Genomic DNA, 23,017 nt, shown 5'->3' with positions numbered 1-23,017 from the left:
AACGTATTAAATTATTCTACATTTAATATCGGTTTTTCAATGGCGATCAAATCACCACTGCGTGTTTGTAAATAAAGATGCGTAGACGTTGCAACAGGTTCGATATACAAACCATCAGAGTCTAGATCTTGTTGTGCAACAAATTGTCCGCTTTCGCGATCAATCCAATGTAAATAACCTTCAGCATCACCGACTACAATATATTCATTGGCGACGGTTACCCCTGTCACATTGCGGTAAGCTAATTCTTTATTGATCCAACGTTGCTCACCATCATTACGATTGACAGCAAACACATAACCACGGTAATCAGTTAAGAAAATATCACGACCAGATACCGTTAAGTTCTTAAAGCCTGAATATTTTTTAGACCACAACAACTCACCTTTTAACAGGTCAATCGCCACTAAGTTACCATTGTAACCCAACGCATAAACCGTTCCATTAACAATAACCGGCTTCATATCAACATCAGATAAACGATCTAACTCAGTCGCGCCATAAGGTCTTGAAACCGGAACTTGCCACAATGGTTGACCATTTTTTAATAGTGCGGCAGCCAGATAACCGTCAGCACGACCATAGATGATCCCGCCTTGCGAGATGCTTGGTGTTGCACTGCCACGCAAGGTAAGTTTAGGTTGAGCATTAGTTAAACTCCACATTTCCTTACCGGTTAAGCTATCAAGCGCAATTAATTCACCACGTGAAGTATGTATCACGACTAGGCTATTATCATAAATAGGCTGTGCGACAACTTCACCAGAGACTTTGCTCATCCATTTAATGTCACCGTTAGCAGCATCAAGTGCAAACACTTGTGCATTTTCGGTACCGATATAAAGTGTATCACCACCTAAACTAACACCACCAGATAAACGTGCAGACCGATTAGAGTCATTGGACTCATGATCGCTTAAGTCAATAGACCATAGCTTTTTACCATTTTTAACCGTCAGTGCTTTTACTTCACCATCACGAGCGGCAATGTAAACCGCATTGCTGTCTACGGCAGGTTGTAGTTGAGAGTAGTATTTATCCACACCATCACTAATACTGCTTGTCCAAGCAATAGTTGGTTCATAAATCGCTTCAAACTCTGGCAATTCTGCCATTTTAACAACATCATCTTCACTGCTAAAAATAGAGCAACCACTTAACACGAGTGTTGTTGTGGTGATGACAGTTAGCTTTTTAACCCATTTAATCATTGTATTATCTCAATTTATTGCGCAGCATCTAACTTAGGTGCTGGAGCAACATCTGCTTTAGCAACGGCTAAATCATCTAATTGTAATTGTAATAAAGGATCTACACGGCCTTCACTTGCATCAACTGCCGTTTGAAATGCACTACGAGCAGCTTCAAGATCGCCTTGTTTTAAATAAACTAAGCCTTTACTTTGATTAGCTTTAACAATAAAACCTTTTGCTGTGATTTTGTCTAACGTTGTTAATGCCGCTTGATAATCACCTAACTCACTATTTACTCGAGCAAGGCGTAATTGAATAACGGGTGTTAACGGCTCATAGCTATTGCTGGCTAATAAATTAGTCAACTGTGTTTTTGCTAATGCAAAATCTTTAGCTTGAACGGCTTCTTTAACTAATAATAATGCACCTAATGTGGCGTAGTTATTGTCTTTGTTATTGGCAATAAAAGTACGCATTTCAGCACTACTTTGCTCTTCGCCCTCGGCTTCAAATTTACTTAATACTTGCTGAAATTCAGTGGATGCCTTTTCTTGATTTGTGGTCACAGTTTCACCGTAATAACGCCATCCCCAAAGACCTGCTAAACCAACTACAGCGCCCACAACCAGCATGGTCCCATTTTCTTTCCACCACTGTTTAATGGCATCAACTTGTTGTTCTTCTGTTTCGTAACCTTCAATAATATCAACCACGTGTGTTCCTTACTTATTCTGTTTTTATCAATATACTATGCAAAGTAGGTAGGTAATACCTTAACTAAGCTGTCAATTGCAACGGTTTGTTGCTCTGAGTTTCCTTGCAAGTCTTTAATTGTGACGCAACCACTCTCTAATTCGCTTTCACCGATGATCAACGCAATTTTTGCACCGCTTTTATCAGCACGCTTCATCTGTTTTTTAAAGTTACCCGCGCCACAGTGATGCATCATTTTTAATTGGGGTAATTGATCACGTACAATTTCAGCAACTTTAAAGCCTGCAATATCAGTACCTTCACCAACAAGAATACTATAGATATCAACATCACCTTTAATATCATCATTTAACTCTAGGGTTTCTAGCATTAAAATAATGCGTTCTAAACCCATTGCAAAACCCACTGCAGGTGTTGCTTTACCACCAAGTTGTTCAACTAAGCCATCATAACGACCACCAGCACAAATTGTGCCTTGAGAACCTAGGCTCGTTGTTACCCATTCAAATACGGTGCGGTTATAATAATCTAAACCACGTACAATACGCTCATTGATCACGTATTTAACACCCGCAGCATCTAAATATGCTTGTACTTTGGCAAAATGTGCTGCTGTTTCGTCACCAAAATAATCAGATAGTTTCGGAGCATCTTCTAAGATTGCTTGAACCGCTTCATTTTTGCTATCTAACACACGTAATGGATTCGTTAACATACGGCGTTTACTGTCATCGTCGAGTTTATCTTCGTGTAGCTGCAAGAACTCAACTAATTTCGCTTTATAAACATTACGTTCTTCATTGCTGCCTAAAGAATTTAATTGCAGTTCAACATGTTGCTCAATACCTAATGCTTTCCATAAACGTGCAGATAATAAAATAACTTCTGCATCGATATCCGCACTTGCGATACCAAAGGTTTCTATACCAACTTGGTGAAATTGACGGTAGCGACCTTTCTGTGGGCGTTCATGGCGGAACATCGGCCCGATGTACCACATTCTACGTTCTTGGTTATAAAGTAAACCATGTTCATTACCCGCACGTACACAAGAGGCAGTCCCTTCTGGTCGTAAAGTTAAGCTGTCACCATTACGGTCTTCAAAGGTGTACATCTCTTTTTCAACGATATCGGTTACTTCACCAATCGAACGTTTGAAAAGATGGGTACTTTCTACAATCGGCATACGAATTTCAGAGTAGCCGTAACTGCTGACGGTTTGTCTAATTAATGACTCTAATTTCTGCCAAACTGGGGTTTGTTCAGGAAGGGTATCGTTCATACCACGAATAGCTTGTATCTTCTTTGCCACAATGATTTCCGAATTCTGTCGATGAATAAAAATACATACAGTATGTATTGTTAATAAAATTGTTAGTCATTATAAGGAAGTTTGTGTCTAGATGGAACAATACTGCAGAGGTTTGCTACGTTTAAGGTAAATAAAAAGCCCAAATATTAAAAACACTTGGGCTTATTTCGAGGTTTTCACTAAAAGTCTTGATTAACACAGACTTAATTTATTAAGTACCCGTTATGTTTACCCTTTAACGATAATGTTACTTTGGTCAGTACGGCTAATACGGGCACGAATTTTTGCTTCAAGCTGGTCAATCACGTTGTCATTATCGAAGCGATCACGTTGACGCGTTCCATCTTCGTAAAAACCACTTTTGTTTTTGCCACCAGTAATACCAATATCAGACACTAATGCTTCACCGGGTCCGTTCACAACACAACCAATGATCGATACATCCATCGGCATTACCACGTCTTCTAAACGTTCTTCTAAGGCATTAACCGTGGCAATTACATCAAACTCTTGACGTGAACAGGTTGGGCAAGCAATAAAGTTAATGCCACGACTACGAATACGCAGGGACTTTAAAATATCGAAACCTACTTTGATCTCTTCAACCGGATCAGCGGCCAACGACACGCGCAATGTATCACCAATTCCTTGAGACAATAACATACCGAGACCTACCGCAGATTTAACGCTACCACTACGTAAACCGCCAGCTTCAGTGATACCAAGGTGCAATGGTTGAATAATTTGTTTTGCTAATAGTTGATATGATTCAACAGCTAATAGTGCATCAGATGCTTTTACACTGACTTTAAATTGGTCAAAGTTAAGACGGTCTAGAATCTCCACATGGCGTAATGCAGAGTCCACTAATGCCTGCGCAGTAGGTTCACCATATTGCTCTTGAATATCCGCCTCTAAAGAACCACCGTTAACGCCAATTCGAATAGGAATATTTTTATCACGAGCGCAATCCACAACACTGCGGATGCGTTGCTCATTACCAATGTTGCCAGGATTAATACGCAGGCAATCGACACCGTATTCAGCGACTTTCAACGCGATACGGTAGTCAAAGTGAATATCGGCTATCAAAGGAATATTGCACTGTTTTTTAATTTCACGAAACGCTTCTGCTGCATTCATAGTAGGAATAGACACTCGCACCATATCCGCACCAACCGCTTCTAAGCGTCTTATTTGTGCAACGGTTGCATCCACATCTGTTGTTAACGTGTTAGTCATTGATTGCACAGTAATTGGTGCACCACCACCCACAGGGACATTGCCCACCATAATCTGTTTAGATACGCGGCGTATAATCGAAGAGGTATGACTCATTGTAGTTACTCTTTAAAGTTAAAGGTTCAAGGTGATACGTTAGTATATCGCTTTTATCGTCGAATTATTATGACTGAGCGAAGTGACAATTAGTTGCTTACTCGCACCAATTTAACATTATTTAGTAGAAACTTCGCCGCAATATTGATTGCGTTAATTTTAGTTGAAATAGAACTGCTACTGCAAGTATTAACTAATGGCTTTTAATCCACTATGTCTAATACTCTCTGATATTACCGATACGTTTTCATTTTGTTGATAGCCAACGGTTGATCTAGCTTGCTGAACACTACTGTGCCGTATCTGTTTCCACACTTTGCTGTTCGTCTATCACTGGTTGCGCTGTCGACTCTGCTGGTAAAGTATCTTGGTCATTAAACAAAGGTTCATTTTCATCAGAATGTTCCGGCAAGCGCATCTCTCTATTTTCTGTTACAACACCGGGTTTTACCATGGAGAACAACGCAGAATAATTCCAAAATACAGTCAATCCTGCAGCCGTGATCAAGATCAGTAGGAAGAGTATCCAGATCACTTTTTTTGCCGAGCTTTTTTTTGCCCTGAGAATATGCGGACTTTTTAAGGTTGTCACGCGTTTTTCAGGGTGTATTAGTTGTTGGTATTCAGGATAAGATTTTAGATCAGCCACCCCAACCATTTTACTGTAATTGGCAATATAACCACGCAAGTAAATGATCGGGTATCGATTTTCAGCAATCACCTGCTCTAGGTTATTTTCAATATCTAAAATAACGGTTTCTTTTAAGTTGAGTTTAAGAGCAACCTCATCAATAGATAAATTAGCCGCTAATCGACTTTCTTTAAGAATTTTATCGAGTGTCATTGTCGTTTCCATCTGTAGAATTTGATCAGTCATGGTGCTCATTATTTAAATAGCTCAAAGCTTGTTGAGAGGTAGGGAATTTATCTAAAAGTTGTGCTGAATATCTTGCTAAACTTGCTTTTTTACCGGAAGCATAACTCAAACGTACCCATTGCCATAAACTTTCTGCCGTTGCAGGTGAGCTACGTTGAAAGGTAAATAAATTGATTGCAGCCGCTTTATAATTTTTTTCAGTAATATTTAACTTAGCTAAAGATAAATTAATACCGATGCTATTAGGGCTGTGTGATAAAGCATAACCATAATAGAAAATGGCTTTCTTATTATCTTTTGCCTCTTCCGCACATACGGCTGCATTAGAGTAAGTGCGGGCAACGCGTGTGTAATGTGGTAATGAAATTGCTTTTAAGAAAGCTTCTTCTGCTTTTTCATACTTACCCTGTGCACATAAGAAAGTACCATAATTATGATAAGTATCGCCATTATCTTCATCTAAGGCTAAGGATTTTTTATAAAATTGCTCTGCTTTATCGTTTTCATTTACTTTTTGATAATAATAAGCGTAGATACGAAAGACTTTGGCACTATTAGGTTGGTATTTTAAGGCAGTATCAAGATTTTCTTTGGCTTGCTGCATTTGCTTGTTTTCGAGATATAACAAAGCTAATTTCAAACGTGTATCCGCAGCGCCTTCAGGATTAAAAGCCATTTTTTGGCCACCAGGGCTATTGATGGTTTTGATTGTTTCGCTTGAGACACAAGCTGAAATAAAAAATAAAGAGACTAAGCTAATCAATATAAAACGCATAAATTCCTCAAGAACGAAAAGTCGTGCAGGAAATGTCTTTCAAGCATCTCTATTGTGAAGTAACTTGTTGTTTGATGCATGCTTTTTTTAACTGTTCTTGAACTGGATCGTATTGTTCAAGAACAGAATTTAGGCTTTCTGTTATTAACTCTGTTGAATATTGATGTTTTCACCATGTTGGCGTTTATTCATGGTGCGTTTAGTACGGTCAATAACATCACCCACTAATTGTCCACAAGCAGCGTCGATATCATCACCGCGTGTTTTACGTACGATCACCGTATAACCATATTCCATCAACACTTTATTGAATCGGTCAACACGACTGTTACTTGGCTTAGTATAGTCATTACCTGGAAATGGGTTAAATGGGATCAAATTAATTTTACACGGTGTGTCTTTTAATAAATGCGCTAACTCGTGCGCTTGATCCGTAGAATCATTAACGTGGTCTAATAATAAATATTCTACCGTCACTTTACCTCGGTTTGCATTCGACTTACTAATATAACGTTTTACACCGGCTAAGAAGTCGGCAATATCATATTTGTCGTTAATGGGCATCATTTTAGAACGTAGCACATCATTCGGTGCATGCAATGAAATCGCTAAAGCCACATCAATACGATCGCCTAAGATATCTAACGCAGGCACGACACCCGATGTAGATAACGTCACACGACGCTTCGATAACGCATAACCTAAATCATCTAACATTAATTCCATTGCAGGAATGACGTTATTTAAATTTAATAATGGTTCGCCCATGCCCATCATTACCACGTTAGTAATAGGTCGAGTACCACTTTCCCCCATCACACCGATAATTTTAGCCGCGCGCCATACTTGTCCGATAATTTCAGACACGGTCAAATTACGGTTGAACCCTTGTTGAGCCGTTGAACAGAAATCACAAGCTAACGCACAACCTACCTGTGAAGATACACATAATGTTGCACGGTCTTTTTCAGGGATATAAACGGTTTCAACTTCTTGATTACCAACAGTCATTGCCCATTTAATGGTGCCATCTTCACTGCGTTGTTCAACTTTAACTTCTGGTGCAATTATCTCTGCACGTTGCTTTAATTTTTCACGCAATGCTTTATTAATATTGGTCATTTGATCAAAATCATCACAACCAAAATGGTAAATCCATTTCATTACTTGTTCGGTACGAAACGGTTTTTCACCCATTTCGGTGAAAAAATCACGTAAACCTTGACGGTTCAAATCTAACAGGTTTACTTTTTTCTGACTCATGGAATGCCTCAACTAGACTAATTCTGGTATAAATTCGGAGGTGGATTGTACATATTTTGAATAACTGATGCTAGTCACAAATTTTAACTAAAAAAATACCTGAACCAGTTACTGCATCAGGTATTTGTTGTGTAAGGTTTATTAGCAAAAAATAAATTTGCAAGAAATGATCAACGAAGCATGCTTCAACGCCCTATTTCATGTTCTTGGGCAGTTAGTGTGAGCGATTATAATAAGGTTGTCATTGGGATAACTTGTTGTTTATGCCAACTATAGAAAACCTGTGGAGGCAGTTTATCTCCGCGTTGATTAATTGTTTTTTGTATATGCCCTGCTCGGATCAGTATTTCAATCATCGGTGCAAGCCCATTTCTTTGTAACCTAAAATGCTTTAACAATGTGCCTTCTTCTACACGTTGTTGTGTTTCAATATAGTCTGATAAACGCTTTAAAATCATTGTTACTCCTCTTTACACTAAGGATTGCTCAGAACTAATAGAGACGTCAGCCAGTAAGTTGCCTTTCGACTTTAACTTATACAACACGCCTAAAATTATAATAGCGGAACCTAATAAGTACGCGAGGCTAACCATAGGGTGTAATGCAAAGGTCGCGATTTGGTAATAAGCAACCGAAACAATATAAGCAATGGCAGTAGACCAAACGGCGATAAATCGTGCCCAATTCATACCTACTTCCCTGACGATCGCGCCCATCGCAGCAGCGCACGGTGCATAAAGTAGGATAAATAGTAAATAAGCAAACGCAGCTTCTTGGCTAACAAAGGCTTGTTGAATATTGCTATAAATAGTTAAATCAACACCTTGTACTTCAGCAGCCGTTGTTAAATCCCCTAACTCTCCGACATTTATGCCTAAAGGGTCGCTAATATCAATGCCCATTAGATTTTCAGGAATAGTCGCTAATGCTTCATTAAGCTTCTCTAACAAGCTTAACTCTGCTTCTGCGCCTGCATCTTGGGTTGAGTACAAGTTATTAAGTGTGCCTACTACCGCTTCTTTTGCGAAAATACCTGTTACTATCCCCACGGTAGCTGGCCAGTTTTCATTATTAATACCCAATGGCGATAAAATAGGGGTAATAATTTGTGCCCCTTGACTTAGCAATGAGCTTTCACTGTCTTGATGGCCAAAACTACCGTCAATCCCTACCGAGTTAATGACGTTCAGTAATGTCACCACTAAAACGATGGTTTGTCCGGCTCCAAATAAAAAACCTTTTAGTTTTTGCCATGTTTTGATTAAAGTATTTTTAACGGTTGGTATTTCATAGTCAGGTATTTCTAAAAACATACTTTCACTTTTACCCGGCAGAATCGTTCTACTTAGTACATACCCTGTCAGTACGGCAACTAAAATACCAATCAAATACAATAGGAAGACAATATTTTGTCCTTGCTCCGGAAAAAATGCACTGGCGAATAAAGCATAAACAGGTAATCGAGCTCCACATGACATAAATGGAGACATGATTACGGTGAGCAGGCGTTCGCGCTCTTTTTCTAAGGTTCTTGCGGCCATCACTGCGGGTACGGTACAACCAAAACCCACAATCATTGGCACAAAGGATTTGCCCGGCAAACCGATAAACTGCATGGCACGGTCAATAACAAACGCCGCTCTTGCAAGGTAGCCTGAACTTTCAAGCACGGCTAAGAACAGATACAAACAGGCAATCACGGGAATAAACGTCATGACGGTTTGAATACCATTGCCAACGCCATAGGCTAATACATTTATCAGCCATTCAGGGGCATTAATCAGACTTAACCATTGTGCCATTTGATCAACAAAAATAGCACCAGCGGCAATATCAAAGAAATCAATAAATGCACTACCAATATTGATAGAGAACATAAACATCAAATACATCACTAATAAAAACACTGGGATCCCAGTAAATCTATTTAAAGTAACCGCATCAATTTTTTCCGTTAATGTTTGGCTTAAATGTCCCTTTGTTCTAACCGCTTCCTGTGTGATTACGTAAATGTAGGAGTAGCGAACATCGGCTATTTGTAAATCGACATCAATTGCTAATGAGCTTCTTAGCTGTTCAATAGTCTGTTTATCTTGCTGATTAAAACCTTGTAATATTGAATAATCATTTTCAATACATTTGATCGCTAATGCTTGTCGTTTAAGACGAGTATTAGTAGGAAATAATTGTGATGTTTGCTCAATAATGGGTTGTAATTGTTGTCCATAGTCGAGATAAAAGTCAGCTCCTAAGGTGGCTAAATCAAGTTCGCGAAATGTATGCTTTAATTGTTTTACCGCTTTTTGATCATGCGCAGATAGTGACACAACAGGGCAGCCTAACTGTTTACTGAGTTGCTTTTCATTAATCACTACATGTTGTTTATCTGCTAAGTCCATTTTATTCAGTACAACAAGCACTGGTAAACCAAGCTCTAGCAACTGCAGGGTTAAATACAAACTTCTTTCTAAGCAGCTCGCATCAATAATATTCATCACGATATCAGGTTGACTTTGCATCATATATTCAAAGGCAACGCGTTCATCTAATGAAGTGCCAAACTGGTCGAGGTCAAGGTTGTAGATACCAGGTAAATCAATGATTTTAACCGTTTGCTGCTCACCTAAACTAAAATGCCCTGTTTTTTTCTCAACAGTCACACCACTCCAGTTACCAACACGCTGATTACTCCCCGTAAGCGAATTGAATAAAGTAGTTTTACCTGAATTGGGGTTACCAATGGTTGCAATATTTAAGGTCATATTAACGCTCCACTATGATCTGATTGGCGATACTTTTACGTAAAGCAATGGAGCTATTGGCACAGCGAATAGCTATCGGGTCACCCATTGGAGCAATCCGTAATAATTGTATTTGTGCTTTTGGTAAAAAGCCTAAATTAAGTAGTTTTTTGCGCATGACAGGCTCTATGGCATTGATGTTCACAATGTTTGCTGTTTGGCCTATTTTTAATTCTGATAATGTCATCGTTGATCCTCACCACTGTTGCACTGAATGCGTCTATCAGCACTTGTTACTAAACAACAAGGTAATACAAACTATTATCATTAACAATGTAAAACACCTTAAAAGCTCAGCTATAAAGCGGTCTCTTGTTTTAGATCAATTTGTAACCTTAAAGCACCATGAAGTGAGGATTCTTTTATCGCAATTGCGTTATAAAGGTGTTGATAAATGAATTTTATAAAAGGATTTTATGGGATAATTTTAAAGCGAATATTTTATTGAATTTTGCATCTGCAGTATTAACGGGTATAAAATAGGTAAAACTTAAATAAGTAGGAATGATGATGGATTTTGGTGATTTAAATGTAGTTTATTCTACTGACGGTGGAAAAGTAGAAAAAACCAAACAAAAACAAGTTGCGCCTGAGGGTGACGGCATTATTCGTCTACATCGTGAAACTAAAGGGCGTAAGGGTAAAGGTGTCACGTTAATTAAAGGTTTGCAACTTGACGATAAAGCAATTAAAGCATTAGCGAAAGAAATTAAAAAGCGCACCGGTTGTGGTGGCACGGTAAAAGACTTTGTTATCGAAATCCAAACAGACCAACGTGAGATTATTAAATCTGTATTAGAAAAACAAGGTTATCAAGTTAAGTTGGCTGGCAGTTAGATTAACTCCTTATTAAATTAGGTGTTTGCTAAATAAAGCACTAGTAAATTTAACAAGTAGTGACCAATAGTTGAATGATTTTATTTAAAAAAGGGGCTAATAATAAGCCCCTTTTTTATGACAAATAGCAATACAATTCTGTCATAAGTTATTTAAGCGCTTATAACGGATTTAATGCCACTGCATCAAAATGGATACCAGACCAACCATTAAGCATAAACTGACGAATATTTTGGTGATCACTGGCTTCAGGGTTTTCTAGAACATCATTACGGTAATAGATACCAAAACAAGCTAAGGTTTGCGCTTCAGTTAATTTATTTAATTGTGCAAATGAAAAAACCTTACATGAGCCTGAGTTTTCACCTTCCGCATTAACTTGCAAACCATTGCTAAATGACGTTTCGGTAAATGCATAGTTTGCTTCAATCACTGCCATTGTATCGGCAAACTCAACCTGCTCCGGTTGTGTATTCAGTTTTGCTATAAAGTCTTGTAACGTCATTATTTTCCCTTGTATTTCATTTATTATAATTGTGATGATTTTTGGTTATAGGTTTTAATTTTTAGACAACCGTTATCAATAAAGTGGTGATTGACTACAATTGTTATCATTCATCAGCTATATATTGTACTTGATTACGTCCATTTTGTTTTGCTGAATAAAGGGCTTTATCAACTAATGCCATCATCTCCGTCACCGTTTTAACTTCCGGACGAACCACCGCTACTCCAATACTCAATGTCATCTGTACCGCTTCAGCGTGATCATTCATAACAATACATTCTTGCACTGCTTTTCTGATACGCTCAGCAACGACAACCGCTTGTTCAAGGTTGGTATGTGGTAATAATATAATAAATTCATCACCACCGATCCTAGCAAAAACATCGACATCTCGCAGCGAATGAAAACAAACTTGAGTGAAGGCAACCATTGCTCTATCGCCTGTCGCATGACCATGTGTATCATTAATCAATTTAAAGTGGTCAATATCCAAGGCAAAAATAACCAAATCTGTTTCATATCGATGCACTAGACTTAACTCTTTATTAGCCTCTAACATAAAACCTCGACGATTTAATGTTTTGGTCAAGTGATCAGTTTGCGCTAACAACAAGAGTTTTTTAGCTTGATCCAATTGCTTCCAATAATTCAATAGCAACAAAATCGACATTATAAATAATATGCTGACAATACTGAACATCATCAATGTTTTTAAATACCAACTTTTTAACCAGTCTGTGTCGGCTTCACCAACGATGATATAAAACGGTAAAGTATCAACTTTACGCATACCATAAAAATGACTTTCAGTATCCAATGGGGACTTATATTGAAAGGTAGATAAAGTACCACGATCGGAGTCAACGTACTCAGCAGCAACTTTATCTTGGATCTGCACACCCACTTTTCCTGGCATTTGAGGTTTTCTGGCTAACAACACCATATTGCTATCAATCACACCTATCACACCATGTTTATCCAGCACTACTTGATCGATTAAAGTTGAAAAGAAATTAAGCTCTATTTGAAAGCCGATCATGCCACCGAATTCTTTTGAACCACCGCGAAAAGCTCGATTTTGCACAACACTGAGATTTCCCGTCGTGCTCTTAAAGGAGGGCGTCACATATTGTCCTGAGTTTTCATCGTTTCTATGTTCAATACACCAATCTCGTTTGCTACCATTAAAGCCTATTGCAGATGACCGGGGTGGGTAGTTATAAGCATGAGAAATGATACAGTTTTCATCTGCAGTGCCTATGCCAGTGTAATAATTAGGTAAGGTTTGTAGTTTAGAAGTGAGAAATTTGGTGGTGGCTTGTTGTTGGCTTGGATTGGGATGTGGGTAAATCAAATCATCTGATGAAATATGACTCATTATGTCTAACAAGACATAATCGGATGCCTGAAATTCTCCCTTCAGCCATTCAGCGATCAGGAAACTTGTATTACCGACGCGAGAGCGAACCGCTTCTTTTTCCTTCGCATAACTTGCATATGTATCGTAAACAGCATAGCTCAGGATTAACACACAAAATAAAATACAACATAGCAAACTTCGTCTATATTCGTTCATACGTACCTACTTTTAATAGAGTCTTGTATCTAATGAATATTTACAGAGGGATAAATGAAAATATCCAGAATGTATTTTAAGTTAGGCTAACATTCTGGATTTATACAGCATAAATTATTTTTTGTTTCGGTTATTAAAAATAAATGGCTTTATTTAATCTTCTTCAAAATAAATAGTTTTGTTTTGTGGCAAATTCTCAGGGCTAACAGACTCGCCTTTAATCCGTTTTTCTTCGTCGGCCCATTCACCTAAATCAATAAGCTGACAACGTTTACAACAAAATGGACGGTATAAACTTTGTTTATCCCAAACAACTTGTTTTTGACAAGTTGGGCAATTAACTTTCATCGTTCTTCCTTACATATTTAATCTTTTATTTTAACATTAATCGCTTATGTTATTAACAAAAAACCTGTTCAAATTCTATATAATCAGCGTGGCTATTTTCAGCATTGGCATTCATAAAACGAACCGAATAACGATGTTTGTGCCCTGATATCATAGGATATACCTGTAACGCAGGATCCACATTAATGATAATAAACAAGGCATGTTCAACTTCACCTTGGTAAAAAGCATTCTTAGCACGCTGTTTAGACTTAATACCTTGATGACGTTTCATTTTCAAAAATAATGTTAACGCACGCTCTAATACATCAAAGTGTTCAAACCATTTTAGAGCATCTGCCTTTTGTACCGAAATAGGCTGTGCTTGCCAGAAGTGAAACTGCGGCAAATCAAAGTTACAACAACCACCCGGAATGAAAAAGCGTTGTTTTAACGATGTTAAAAAACGACTGTCTTTGAAGAATTTTAATTGTTTTGACATAACTAACAAGGTACTAATTAATTCACTTATTTCTACCATTAATGCCTTAATAGCTTTTGTATCTGCCTGCTCCCAAGCGAGCCATGATTGCATATCTTCTAATAAAGCGCGTAAGTCTTTAATTAAATCATGGCGAATATCACTGCGATCACTTAATTCTATTAATTCAAATAATGATTTGAAATAAGCAGTGGCATCACTTTCATGATCCAAACCCATGCTTTGCTTAATTTGTAAAAAAAGTGATTCAAAGCGTAAGTAACAACGACTTTTTTCTGTAAGGGGGTATTCAAAAGAGATCATAAAATAGTCTATTTATTTGTTTTATAAAAAGTAAGGTTACATTAAAAGGCATAACTAAGAATTAAATGTCTTCTTTTTTAGGGATAAAAATTTCAAATGTAACGATTTAATTTGTTGTTTTAAAGCCACGCGATCAATACTACTGTTGTCAATAACATAATCAGCTTGTTGTAAGCGAAGCGAACGGCTAATCTGCGCGTCCATAATGGCTTGAATTTGAGATTTTGAATTTTCGTCTCGTTTCATTGCTCGCTCGATTTGCAATTTTTCGTCCACATCAACGACTAGCGTATAGTCAGTATATTGGGTCAGTTTATTTTCCAGTAATAATGGCGCTTCCAAAATCACATATTCACTCTTAGCCATGTTTAATTGCGCTAATAATGTATCGCGAATGATGGGATGCAATAATGCATTTAACCATTTTTTTTTAGTGTCAGATTGAAAAATAAGTTTCCTCAGCTTCGCTCTATCAAGTTCGCCTGCAGCATTTAAGACATCGCTGCCAAAATAAAGTTCAATTTCAGTTAATGCTTGTTGTCCAGGTTCAACTACCTGCCGAGCAACTTTATCTGCATCAACAATATCTATTCCTAAAGCGGTAAATTCTTTTGCTACGGTTGACTTTCCGCTACCAATGCCGCCTGTTAAGCCAATAATTACTTGCATTATATCTTCTCTTTATATTGATCCGCACCTCTTATTTTATAGAAGTTAAGCATTTAGATCATTGGTATTCAAAGGCCATTAGGGTAATATTTCATTTTTTTATCCTCGTCTGGAAATTTACCATGATTGAACAAGAAATTGCACAAAGTGTTAGCTTAGCGTTAAACGAAGATTTAAATGGATTATCGGCAGCAGAAGGTGACATTACTGCTAATTTAATTCCTGAAGATAAACACTCAAAAGCGACAGTAATTACACGTGATGATGCAGTTTTCTGTGGTAAGGCTTGGACCCAAGAAGTATTTCGCCAATTGGGTGATCAAGTCGTTATCACTTGGCATGTTAAGGACGGAGATTTTGTTCTCGCTAATAGCCCTTTATTTACATTACAAGGTCCAGCAAGAACATTATTAACGGGCGAACGTACTGCATTAAACTTTATTCAAACGTTATCTGGTATCGCAACCACCACCAAATACTACTCTGACTTAATTGCGTCGACTCAATGTAAATTATTAGATACACGTAAAACATTACCCGGTTTACGCAATGCCTCTAAATATGCTGTTGTATGTGGAGGTGGTTTTAACCATCGTATTGGACTTTATGATGCCTACTTAATTAAAGAAAACCATATTATGGCCTGTGGTGGTATTAAACAAGCAATAACCGTGGCTAATCAACAGCACCCGGAACGTTGGGTAGAAGTTGAAGTGGAAAGCATTGATGAACTCAAACAGGCACTAGATGCGGGTGCACAACGTGTTATGTTAGATAACTTCAGCATTGCAATGATGTTAGAAGCTGTAGCCATTAATAAAAGTAATTCACGACAAGCAGATTTAGAAGTATCGGGCAATGTAGATAACACGACTATTTTAAGTTATGCCGAAACCGGTGTTGACTATATTTCAGTAGGTGCATTAACCAAACATGTGCATGCTGTCGATTTATCAATGCGTTTTATTCAAGAATAAAAATAACCTAACGCTAAAAAACTTCCTACACTTATAAAAGTCTTTATTCTTTTATCTGTGTTGGAGGTTTTTTATGATAGATACGCTTGCTCGCTTCATTCCCTACCTGTTGCTCGTCACGATAAACAGATTAATAAACCACTATTATATATTATGCAACTGCCTCACCCGCTTTAGACAGAGAAAAACAAGACTCCTGATAATACTCACCTTCTTTAGTACAACTTTTTGTTATGCGCAGACACCTGCTATCCAACTTGCAACAACCTTTCGACAAGACATTAATATTGAACAATATTTTGTCAGTGAAAAATTAGATGGATTACGTGCTTACTGGGATGGTAAACAACTTATATCCAAGCAGGGTAACCGTTTCACCGCCCCGGTTTGGTTTACACGTGACTTTCCTACTACTGCACTGGATGGTGAGCTATGGATATCACGACAACAATTTGAAAAAGTGTCAGGTATTGTGCGCACTCAAGATGTAAATAATTCTCACTGGCAACAGGTGAAGTTTATGATATTTGATCTACCACTTAGCCCAGCACCATTTTCACAACGTATTCAGCAGATGCAACAATTAGTTGATCAAGCGAATAGTCCCTATTTACAGATCATAAAACAACAAAAATTGACCTCTATTACCGCTTTATACGCATTGCTAGATAAGGTTGTTGATGAAAATGGAGAAGGTTTAATGTTGCACCACGAGCAAGCTTTATATCAACATAAGCGTAATAGAGACTTGATGAAACTGAAAAAGTTTGAAGATGCTGAAGCGATAGTGATGGAACATCTACCTGGTAAAGGTAAGTACAAAGGGCAACTGGGTTCTTTATTAGTAAAAACGGAAGATGGCATCACCTTTAAAATAGGCACTGGTTTTAGTGATAAAGAACGCCAAAACCCACCGCCAATTGGCACAACCATCAGCTATCGTTTTACCGGTAAAACGCGTAACAATGTGCCACGATTTGCCTCATTCATGCGTGTTAGAGTAATTTATTGATCACTGTTAAATTAGCTTTAGGGAACTCATATTCACTGAGTTGAGACACGCTGACCCATTTTATCTGTTGCCCTTCTAAGGACACTGGCTCACCTTCATAGTCACTGACTAAATAAAAGTGCAGACTTAGATTTAGTTGATCGTATTGAAAATTCAGTGAATCAAATAAAGTGAACTGGGTTGCACTTAACCCGACCTCTTCTTTCAACTCACGCAACATCGCTGTTTCAAGCGCTTCTCCCTGCTCAACTTTTCCTCCTGGAAATTCCCACTTTCCAGCAAGATGCTTACCTTGTTGGCGGCGGCTAATAAGTAGTTGTTTCTGTTCATTTTGTACAATGGCAATACTGATGGTTTGTTGTTCTATCATAATATTCACACTTACTGAATCGATTAAACTTATTTACGCTTTAAAAACAAAAAGGTGGTCTTCAAAGAAGTACCACCTTTATATCATGCTGTACTAATGTTATTTAAATAACATCGGTATTAGATCACCCTAACTTACCATGACATTGCTTGAATTTTTTACCTGATCCACAAGGACATGGCTCATTACGACCCACTTTTTTGTTTTCACGAATAAAGGTATCTGCCGTTTCATCCGCTTCTTTTTCAGCTTCACCATCGCTATTGACTTGCGCATGTTGATATTGAATTTTCGCTTTCTCTTCCGCTTCACGGCGTTGTTGGTCAATTGCTTCGGCTTCTTCTTTACTTTGGATTTGCACTTTAGACAAAATGCCCACCACATCCATTTTCAAGTTTTCTAACATCGCAATAAACAGTTCAAAAGACTCACGTTTATATTCTTGTTTTGGATCTTTTTGAGCGTAACCACGTAGATGAATCCCCTGACGAAGATGGTCCATCGCCGCTAAATGCTCTTTCCACAACATATCAATAGTTTGCAACATCACTGATTTTTCAAATCCAGCAATAATAGATTCGCCCACTTGCTCTTTTTTATCTTGGTAAGTATTACGAGCATGCTCGACGATATTTTCACGAATGGTTTCTTCTTGTAAATTAGCATCGTCGGTTAACCATTGTTGCACTGGCAACTCGATCAAGAAATCTTGTTTCAGACGCGCTTCTAACCCAGCTAAATCCCATTGCTCCGTTAACGAATGTTGTGGTACATATTCATCGATGCAGGTGTTGAAAACGTCTGCCCACATTTGCTCAATATTTTCAGTGATATTATCACTGTCCATAATGCCATTACGTTGTTGGTAAACGACTTTACGTTGATCATTAGCAACATCATCAAAGTCCAACAATGATTTACGCATGTCAAAGTTACGGCCTTCCACTTTACGTTGTGCATTTTCAATCGCGCGAGTTACCCAAGGATGCTCAATCGCTTCTCCATTTTCCATGCCTAATTTTTTCATCATATTAGACACTTTTTCAGAAGCAAAGATACGCATTAACGAATCTTCCATCGACAAGTAGAAACGGCTTTCACCAGCGTCACCTTGACGCCCCGCACGGCCACGTAATTGGTTATCGATACGACGCGATTCATGTCGCTCAGTACCTACAATGTATAAACCGCCAGCAGCTAATACCGCCGCTTGATCTTCTTTCCATGCAGCAGTTTCAGCAACAATTTGTTGTTCAGTCAGTTCACCTAACTTTTCTAGACGGTTTTGTAAATTACCACCTAGCACAATATCTGTACCACGGCCGGCCATGTTAGTCGCAATGGTAACTGATCCTAACGCCCCTGCTTGTGCGATAATATCAGCTTCTTTTTCATGGAATTTAGCATTTAAAACATTGTGCTTAATATTTGCTTTTGTCATCAACTCAGAAAGTAATTCAGAGTTTTCAATTGAAACGGTACCGACTAACACAGGTTGGCGACGCTCTAAACGAGTTTTAATATCTTCTATAATAGCTTGGTATTTTTCAAGCTCAGTTAAGTACACTAAATCGCCGCCATCTTTACGTACCATTGGGCGGTTCGTAGGGATAACAATGGTTTCTAAACCATAAATAGATTGGAATTCAAACGCCTCGGTATCAGCCGTTCCGGTCATTCCACCTAGTTTTTCATATAAACGGAAGTAATTCTGGAAAGTGATTGATGCAAGGGTTTGGTTTTCATTTTGAATTTTAACCCCTTCTTTTGCTTCAACAGCTTGATGTAAACCTTCAGACCAACGACGACCAGGCATAGTACGCCCAGTATGTTCATCGACTATAACCACTTCACCCTGCGCGGTCACAATGTATTCAACATCTTTTTCAAACAGAGTATGAGCACGTAATGCAGCGTTAACATGGTGTAATAGGCTAATGCTTGATGCCGCGTATAACGACGTGTTTTCTTCTAATAAACCGCGCTCTTGTAGAATACGCTCAACTTTTTCTTGGCCGCGTTCAGTTAATAATACTTGCTTACTTTTCTCATCAACAGTGAAGTCACCTTCACCCACATATTCTTCAGTATCTTCTTTATCTTGTTGAGTCAGTAAAGGAATAATTGAATTAAGTTTGGTATAAAGCGTTGCATCACCATCGGTAGGGCCTGAAATAATCAATGGTGTTCTTGCTTCATCGATTAAAATAGAGTCAACCTCATCGACAATAGCAAAATGAAGACCGCGCATAACGCGTTGTGATGCTTCAAAAGCCATGTTGTCGCGCAGGTAATCAAAACCGAACTCGTTATTCGTACCGTAGGTGATATCTGCAGCGTATGCAGTACGTTTTTCTTCACCGGTCATACCTGACAAGTTAATGCCAACGGTTAATCCGAGATATTCAAATAGTTTTGCATTCCATTCCGCATCACGACGCGCTAGGTAATCATTCACAGTAATAACATGCACACCGTTGCCGGTTAACGCATTTAAATAAGCAGGTAATGTTGCCGTTAACGTTTTACCCTCACCAGTACGCATTTCTGCAATTTTATTCTCATTTAATACAATACCGCCAATCAACTGCACATCAAAATGACGCATACCAAATACACGTTCAGAAGCACTTCTGACTACTGCAAAAGCTTCAACCAAAATATCATCTATGGTTTCGCCTTTAGCGAGACGTTCTTTAAAGTAAGATGTTTTGGCTTTTAGCTCTTCTTCCGATAGTGCTTTAATCTCCGGTTCAAGTTTATTAATTTCATTTACTACTTTACGTAGGTTCTTAAGGTAACGGTCATTTCGACTGCCTATTATTTTTGTTATTAGCGATGTGATCATTTTGCTTTCTCATTGTAAAAAGTCGGATAAAAGTTGTAATTTAGCTTGGTAATCTTTGTATATAATAAACTGGGTCTATTTGGGTGCCATCTTTGATGACTTCATAGTGCACATGTGGCCCTGTAGAGCGACCTGTTGTTCCCATCACTGCTATTTGTTGACCTTTTTCAACAATAGCCCCCACCGCGACAAGTAACGATGAAGCATGTGCATAACGTGTTCTCAAACCACTGCCGTGATTAATCTCAACCACATAACCATAACCAGTACGCGCTTCTGATCTCGTAACTACGCCTGCGGCAGTCGCATTAATTGACATGCCTGTATGTCCAGCGATATCAACGCCTTTGTGGCGACGTAAACGCCCCGTAAATGGGTCTGTTCGCGTACCAAAGGGTGAAGAGATCCAAGAGCCTTGAATTGGAACAGGGCGACCAGAAATGAATAACTCATCTGTAAGATGGAGATTAGTTAATGTAATTTCAAGTTGTTGCAGTAAATTTTGATTCTTTTGGTACTGATATGCGAGGAGTGATACATTTTTATGAAGTTTAGCTAGGTCTGAAGTGTCTAACGTCTTGACATTTGAAACAATATTTAACGGTACAGGTTGCTCAATTTCTTCATCTACTGACTCTGCATTTGCAGAGGTATTCTCAATCGGCTCATGGTCAATAGCCTCTTCGACGACTTGCTCGTTGTCAGACTCTACATTTTGGTCTAGGTTTTGGTCTAGACCTTGCTCTAAGTTATCGGCATCAAGGATAAGTCCTTGATCGATATATTGGTTAATATCAAACTCAAATTCCTCTTTGGGAAAATTTGATTTCTCGACAATACGTTCACCCAAATTATTTAAGCGGATACTCTGTGCCTGTAATTGACCTATTTTAACAGCCAGTGCTTGCACTTGTTGATTGGTTTGAGATTGTAAGGTGTCTAAATAATGTTGTTTAATGAGGTCTCGCTCACTGAGAGCTTGTATTTTATGTTGGGTTAATTGCTGATGGTAATGCGATTGTAATAGCCAAGCACTCGTCATCAAGATCGCGACAATCAATATGCACACGAAAATAAATGTCGATCTTGTTATAGAAAAGTTATGTTCAGTCTCCTTCCTATTATAAATAACCGTTATACTCATAAACTTAATTCACTATTGATGGCTGCTATGAAATCTTACAAGAAACAACCTAAACCCATTGCACTATTATTAGAAAAAAATAGTTATCAGAAAAGTACATCCTTGATAACTAAGTTGGATATGGTACTACAAAGGCTTTTAAAACAACACAACATCAGTGGATGTCGTATAGGAAATATTGAAAATGGGACTTTGATTATAGAAAGTCCGACCTCACTTTGGCTTCAGCGTTTACAATTTATACGAAGTGATATCCTCAGCGAATTGCGCACGCATCATTCATCTTTGATTAACATCAAGGTCAAAGTTAACCCAGCCCTTGCAAAAGTGAGTCCATCACAACTAAAAACCAACAAACCAGTAAAAAAACGCGCACAAAAAATGAGTAAAGATATTGCAGACTCCTTTTTAGCATTAGCTGAAAATGCTGATCCTAAATTAAAAAAAGCACTACAATCATTAGCTAAATTCTCAACCAATAAAAGTGAATAATAGCGATTAACTAATCAAACCTATTCAATTCTGTTGCATTGTATTGTTTAAAGTAGACCACCCCTGTGCTGCAGATTCTAAATTGCACAAGTATTTATCAAAACAATTCCCCTAAAAAACATAAAAAAAAACCACTTTAAATAAAGTGGTTTTCAATGAAGTCTATATTGGCTTAGCTAAACACTTAATTAAATCTTAATTAAGAGTTTTAAGCTGTAACAAACACAGGCTCAATATATTGTATAGGAGATTCGCTCACAGGTTCTTCAAAGGTCACCATTTCAAATGCTTCTTGATCTGCAAGTAATGCACATAAAAGTTTGTTATTTAAGGCATGCCCAGTTTTATAGGCTTTTAAATGACCCAGAATACTATAACCAGATAAATATAAATCACCGATAGCATCTAATACTTTATGTTTTACAAATTCATCTTCATAACGTAAACCTTCAGGGTTTAATACTCGGAATTCATCTAAACCAATCGCATTATCTAAACTAGCACCTAGTGCTAAATTATTAGATTGTAGATACTCAACGCTTTTCATGAAACCAAAAGTACGTGCACGACTGATTTCTTTGACAAATAAATCACCTGAAAACTGCATTTCAACATGTTGGTTTTGACCTTCAAATACAGGATGATCAAAATCAATTTTAAAATCTAAGCTAAAGCCATTATCAGAAGGCTGCAATTCAGCCCACTTACCTTCTTTTTCATCTTCCACACGTACTGTTTTCTTAATACGAATGAATTTTTTAGCTGCATTTTGCTCTTCGATACCAGCAGATTGAAGCAAGAAAATAAAAGGACTCGCACTACCATCCATAATTGGAATTTCTGGTGCGTCAACGTCGATAATAATATTATCAATACCTAGACCAGCCAAAGCAGCAGATAAATGCTCAACAGTAGAAATTTTCTGTCCTTGATCGTTCACTAAACAAGTACATAAAAGCGTTTCTTGTACTGCTTGTGCATGTGCTTTAAAGCTAACCACCGGGTCAAGGTCAATACGACGGTAAACAATACCCGTGTTAACAGGTGCAGGGTGCAACTCAATGGTTACCTTGTTCCCTGAATGTAAACCAACACCTGTTGATTTAACACTTTGTTTTAATGTTCTTTGCTTAATCATAAAATGACCTCCACTACGATGATATCTGCGACGAATGATAA

At 38.0% G+C, this 23,017-nt stretch carries 23 protein-coding genes; 4 read left to right on the top strand and 19 right to left on the bottom strand.

Features of this window, described 5'->3' with window-relative positions; translation table 11 throughout:
* Positions 1-11: 11 nt before the first annotated feature.
* The 10 genes from bamB to H5084_RS08890 form a co-directional block, all read right to left on the bottom strand.
* A complete protein-coding gene (bamB, locus tag H5084_RS08935; RefSeq protein WP_051369227.1) occupies positions 12-1,211 on the bottom strand; it encodes an outer membrane protein assembly factor BamB in 1,200 nt (399 codons plus the stop codon).
* 14 nt (positions 1,212-1,225) lie between these two features.
* Complete coding sequence (locus H5084_RS08930; RefSeq protein ID WP_028869806.1) at positions 1,226-1,906, bottom strand: tetratricopeptide repeat protein; 681 nt, start codon at positions 1,904-1,906, stop codon at positions 1,226-1,228.
* Between the two features lie 35 nt (positions 1,907-1,941).
* Positions 1,942-3,219 carry a histidine--tRNA ligase gene (hisS, locus tag H5084_RS08925; protein WP_028869805.1) on the bottom strand — a complete coding sequence of 426 codons (1,278 nt, stop codon included), beginning with the start codon at positions 3,217-3,219 and terminating at the stop codon, positions 1,942-1,944.
* Positions 3,220-3,447: 228 nt separating this feature from the next.
* On the bottom strand, positions 3,448-4,557 hold the full coding sequence (gene ispG / locus H5084_RS08920) for a flavodoxin-dependent (E)-4-hydroxy-3-methylbut-2-enyl-diphosphate synthase (protein WP_028869804.1): 1,110 nt from the start codon (positions 4,555-4,557) through the stop codon (positions 3,448-3,450).
* A gap of 289 nt (positions 4,558-4,846) precedes the next feature.
* Positions 4,847-5,434 carry a RodZ family helix-turn-helix domain-containing protein gene (locus H5084_RS08915; RefSeq protein WP_028869803.1) on the bottom strand — a complete coding sequence of 196 codons (588 nt, stop codon included), beginning with the start codon at positions 5,432-5,434 and terminating at the stop codon, positions 4,847-4,849.
* The gene (gene pilW / locus H5084_RS08910) at positions 5,427-6,209 is read right to left on the bottom strand and encodes a type IV pilus biogenesis/stability protein PilW (protein ID WP_182690218.1); all 783 of its coding nucleotides are present in this window, start codon (positions 6,207-6,209) and stop codon (positions 5,427-5,429) included. The genes H5084_RS08915 and pilW overlap by 8 nt, the downstream gene beginning before the upstream one ends.
* A gap of 144 nt (positions 6,210-6,353) precedes the next feature.
* A complete protein-coding gene (locus tag H5084_RS08905; protein ID WP_182690217.1) occupies positions 6,354-7,472 on the bottom strand; it encodes a bifunctional tRNA (adenosine(37)-C2)-methyltransferase TrmG/ribosomal RNA large subunit methyltransferase RlmN in 1,119 nt (372 codons plus the stop codon).
* Between the two features lie 227 nt (positions 7,473-7,699).
* A complete protein-coding gene (locus tag H5084_RS08900) occupies positions 7,700-7,930 on the bottom strand; it encodes a FeoC-like transcriptional regulator (protein ID WP_028869800.1) in 231 nt (76 codons plus the stop codon).
* 12 nt (positions 7,931-7,942) lie between these two features.
* On the bottom strand, positions 7,943-10,234 hold the full coding sequence (feoB, locus tag H5084_RS08895) for a Fe(2+) transporter permease subunit FeoB (RefSeq protein WP_182690216.1): 2,292 nt from the start codon (positions 10,232-10,234) through the stop codon (positions 7,943-7,945).
* A gap of 1 nt (position 10,235) precedes the next feature.
* Positions 10,236-10,460: a FeoA family protein gene (locus H5084_RS08890; protein ID WP_182690215.1), complete on the bottom strand. Its 225-nt coding sequence runs from the start codon at positions 10,458-10,460 to the stop codon at positions 10,236-10,238.
* Between the two features lie 323 nt (positions 10,461-10,783).
* Here H5084_RS08890 and yciH point away from each other — a divergent pair, with 323 nt between their 5' ends.
* Positions 10,784-11,110 (top strand): stress response translation initiation inhibitor YciH, encoded by a 327-nt coding sequence (gene yciH / locus H5084_RS08885; RefSeq protein WP_028869797.1) that lies wholly within the window; start codon positions 10,784-10,786, stop codon positions 11,108-11,110.
* Positions 11,111-11,270: 160 nt separating this feature from the next.
* On the opposite strand, the gene H5084_RS08880 is transcribed toward yciH, so the two are convergent.
* The 5 genes from H5084_RS08880 to coaE all read right to left on the bottom strand — a co-directional run bounded on the left by H5084_RS08880 (position 11,271) and on the right by coaE (position 14,995).
* Positions 11,271-11,615: a HopJ type III effector protein gene (locus tag H5084_RS08880; protein ID WP_028869796.1), complete on the bottom strand. Its 345-nt coding sequence runs from the start codon at positions 11,613-11,615 to the stop codon at positions 11,271-11,273.
* A gap of 106 nt (positions 11,616-11,721) precedes the next feature.
* Entirely contained in the window at positions 11,722-13,194 is a 1,473-nt protein-coding gene (locus tag H5084_RS08875; RefSeq protein ID WP_182690214.1) for a GGDEF domain-containing protein, read from the bottom strand.
* Between the two features lie 153 nt (positions 13,195-13,347).
* Positions 13,348-13,542, bottom strand: a complete 195-nt coding sequence (gene yacG / locus H5084_RS08870) for a DNA gyrase inhibitor YacG (RefSeq protein WP_028869794.1) — start codon at positions 13,540-13,542, stop codon at positions 13,348-13,350.
* A 52-nt stretch (positions 13,543-13,594) separates the two neighbouring features.
* Positions 13,595-14,326, bottom strand: a complete 732-nt coding sequence (gene zapD, locus H5084_RS08865; RefSeq protein WP_028869793.1) for a cell division protein ZapD — start codon at positions 14,324-14,326, stop codon at positions 13,595-13,597.
* Between the two features lie 54 nt (positions 14,327-14,380).
* A complete protein-coding gene (gene coaE / locus H5084_RS08860; RefSeq protein WP_182690213.1) occupies positions 14,381-14,995 on the bottom strand; it encodes a dephospho-CoA kinase in 615 nt (204 codons plus the stop codon).
* Positions 14,996-15,117: 122 nt separating this feature from the next.
* On the opposite strand from coaE, the gene nadC reads away from it, so the two are divergent.
* Together nadC and H5084_RS08850 are read left to right on the top strand one after the other, a co-directional pair.
* The gene (gene nadC / locus H5084_RS08855; protein ID WP_028869791.1) at positions 15,118-15,972 is read left to right on the top strand and encodes a carboxylating nicotinate-nucleotide diphosphorylase; all 855 of its coding nucleotides are present in this window, start codon (positions 15,118-15,120) and stop codon (positions 15,970-15,972) included.
* 73 nt (positions 15,973-16,045) lie between these two features.
* Positions 16,046-16,984, top strand: coding sequence for a DNA ligase (locus H5084_RS08850; RefSeq protein ID WP_182690212.1), 939 nt, complete (start codon positions 16,046-16,048; stop codon positions 16,982-16,984).
* On the opposite strand, the gene mutT is transcribed toward H5084_RS08850, so the two are convergent.
* From mutT to H5084_RS08835, 3 genes are all read right to left on the bottom strand, one after another.
* Positions 16,968-17,354 carry an 8-oxo-dGTP diphosphatase MutT gene (gene mutT, locus H5084_RS08845; protein WP_182690211.1) on the bottom strand — a complete coding sequence of 129 codons (387 nt, stop codon included), beginning with the start codon at positions 17,352-17,354 and terminating at the stop codon, positions 16,968-16,970. The genes H5084_RS08850 and mutT overlap by 17 nt on opposite strands.
* Before the next feature lie 124 nt (positions 17,355-17,478).
* On the bottom strand, positions 17,479-20,202 hold the full coding sequence (gene secA, locus H5084_RS08840; protein ID WP_182690210.1) for a preprotein translocase subunit SecA: 2,724 nt from the start codon (positions 20,200-20,202) through the stop codon (positions 17,479-17,481).
* A 40-nt stretch (positions 20,203-20,242) separates the two neighbouring features.
* Positions 20,243-21,244, bottom strand: a complete 1,002-nt coding sequence (locus H5084_RS08835; protein ID WP_182690209.1) for a M23 family metallopeptidase — start codon at positions 21,242-21,244, stop codon at positions 20,243-20,245.
* A gap of 60 nt (positions 21,245-21,304) precedes the next feature.
* On the opposite strand from H5084_RS08835, the gene H5084_RS08830 reads away from it, so the two are divergent.
* Positions 21,305-21,838 carry a DciA family protein gene (locus H5084_RS08830; RefSeq protein WP_259396721.1) on the top strand — a complete coding sequence of 178 codons (534 nt, stop codon included), beginning with the start codon at positions 21,305-21,307 and terminating at the stop codon, positions 21,836-21,838.
* A 208-nt stretch (positions 21,839-22,046) separates the two neighbouring features.
* Here the strand turns inward: H5084_RS08830 and lpxC are convergent, their stop codons facing one another.
* Positions 22,047-22,976 carry a UDP-3-O-acyl-N-acetylglucosamine deacetylase gene (lpxC, locus tag H5084_RS08825; RefSeq protein WP_028869785.1) on the bottom strand — a complete coding sequence of 310 codons (930 nt, stop codon included), beginning with the start codon at positions 22,974-22,976 and terminating at the stop codon, positions 22,047-22,049.
* Between the last annotated feature and the right edge of the window lie 41 nt (positions 22,977-23,017).

The sequence above is a fragment of the Psychromonas sp. SR45-3 genome (assembly GCF_014163575.1).
Taxonomy (GTDB): Bacteria; Pseudomonadota; Gammaproteobacteria; order Enterobacterales; family Psychromonadaceae; genus Psychromonas; species Psychromonas arctica.
The sequence above is the reverse complement of the archived record's forward strand: the minus strand, read 5'-3'. Positions and strand labels throughout refer to the sequence as shown.

Coding starts and splice junctions, on each gene's coding strand:
- bamB (WP_051369227.1), bottom strand. CDS start 1,211: ATGATTAAATGGGTTAAAAAGCTAACTGTCATCACCACAACAACACTC.
- mutT (WP_182690211.1), bottom strand. CDS start 17,354: ATGATAGAACAACAAACCATCAGTATTGCCATTGTACAAAATGAACAG.
- H5084_RS08890 (WP_182690215.1), bottom strand. CDS start 10,460: ATGACATTATCAGAATTAAAAATAGGCCAAACAGCAAACATTGTGAAC.
- nadC (WP_028869791.1), top strand. CDS start 15,118: ATGATTGAACAAGAAATTGCACAAAGTGTTAGCTTAGCGTTAAACGAA.
- H5084_RS08915 (WP_028869803.1), bottom strand. CDS start 5,434: ATGACTGATCAAATTCTACAGATGGAAACGACAATGACACTCGATAAA.
- lpxC (WP_028869785.1), bottom strand. CDS start 22,976: ATGATTAAGCAAAGAACATTAAAACAAAGTGTTAAATCAACAGGTGTT.
- pilW (WP_182690218.1), bottom strand. CDS start 6,209: ATGCGTTTTATATTGATTAGCTTAGTCTCTTTATTTTTTATTTCAGCT.
- zapD (WP_028869793.1), bottom strand. CDS start 14,326: ATGATCTCTTTTGAATACCCCCTTACAGAAAAAAGTCGTTGTTACTTA.
- ispG (WP_028869804.1), bottom strand. CDS start 4,557: ATGAGTCATACCTCTTCGATTATACGCCGCGTATCTAAACAGATTATG.
- yciH (WP_028869797.1), top strand. CDS start 10,784: ATGGATTTTGGTGATTTAAATGTAGTTTATTCTACTGACGGTGGAAAA.
- H5084_RS08880 (WP_028869796.1), bottom strand. CDS start 11,615: ATGACGTTACAAGACTTTATAGCAAAACTGAATACACAACCGGAGCAG.
- H5084_RS08905 (WP_182690217.1), bottom strand. CDS start 7,472: ATGAGTCAGAAAAAAGTAAACCTGTTAGATTTGAACCGTCAAGGTTTA.
- coaE (WP_182690213.1), bottom strand. CDS start 14,995: ATGCAAGTAATTATTGGCTTAACAGGCGGCATTGGTAGCGGAAAGTCA.
- secA (WP_182690210.1), bottom strand. CDS start 20,202: ATGATCACATCGCTAATAACAAAAATAATAGGCAGTCGAAATGACCGT.
- H5084_RS08900 (WP_028869800.1), bottom strand. CDS start 7,930: ATGATTTTAAAGCGTTTATCAGACTATATTGAAACACAACAACGTGTA.
- H5084_RS08830 (WP_259396721.1), top strand. CDS start 21,305: ATGTTCAGTCTCCTTCCTATTATAAATAACCGTTATACTCATAAACTT.
- H5084_RS08850 (WP_182690212.1), top strand. CDS start 16,046: ATGATAGATACGCTTGCTCGCTTCATTCCCTACCTGTTGCTCGTCACG.
- yacG (WP_028869794.1), bottom strand. CDS start 13,542: ATGAAAGTTAATTGCCCAACTTGTCAAAAACAAGTTGTTTGGGATAAA.
- feoB (WP_182690216.1), bottom strand. CDS start 10,234: ATGACCTTAAATATTGCAACCATTGGTAACCCCAATTCAGGTAAAACT.
- H5084_RS08835 (WP_182690209.1), bottom strand. CDS start 21,244: ATGACGAGTGCTTGGCTATTACAATCGCATTACCATCAGCAATTAACC.
- H5084_RS08875 (WP_182690214.1), bottom strand. CDS start 13,194: ATGAACGAATATAGACGAAGTTTGCTATGTTGTATTTTATTTTGTGTG.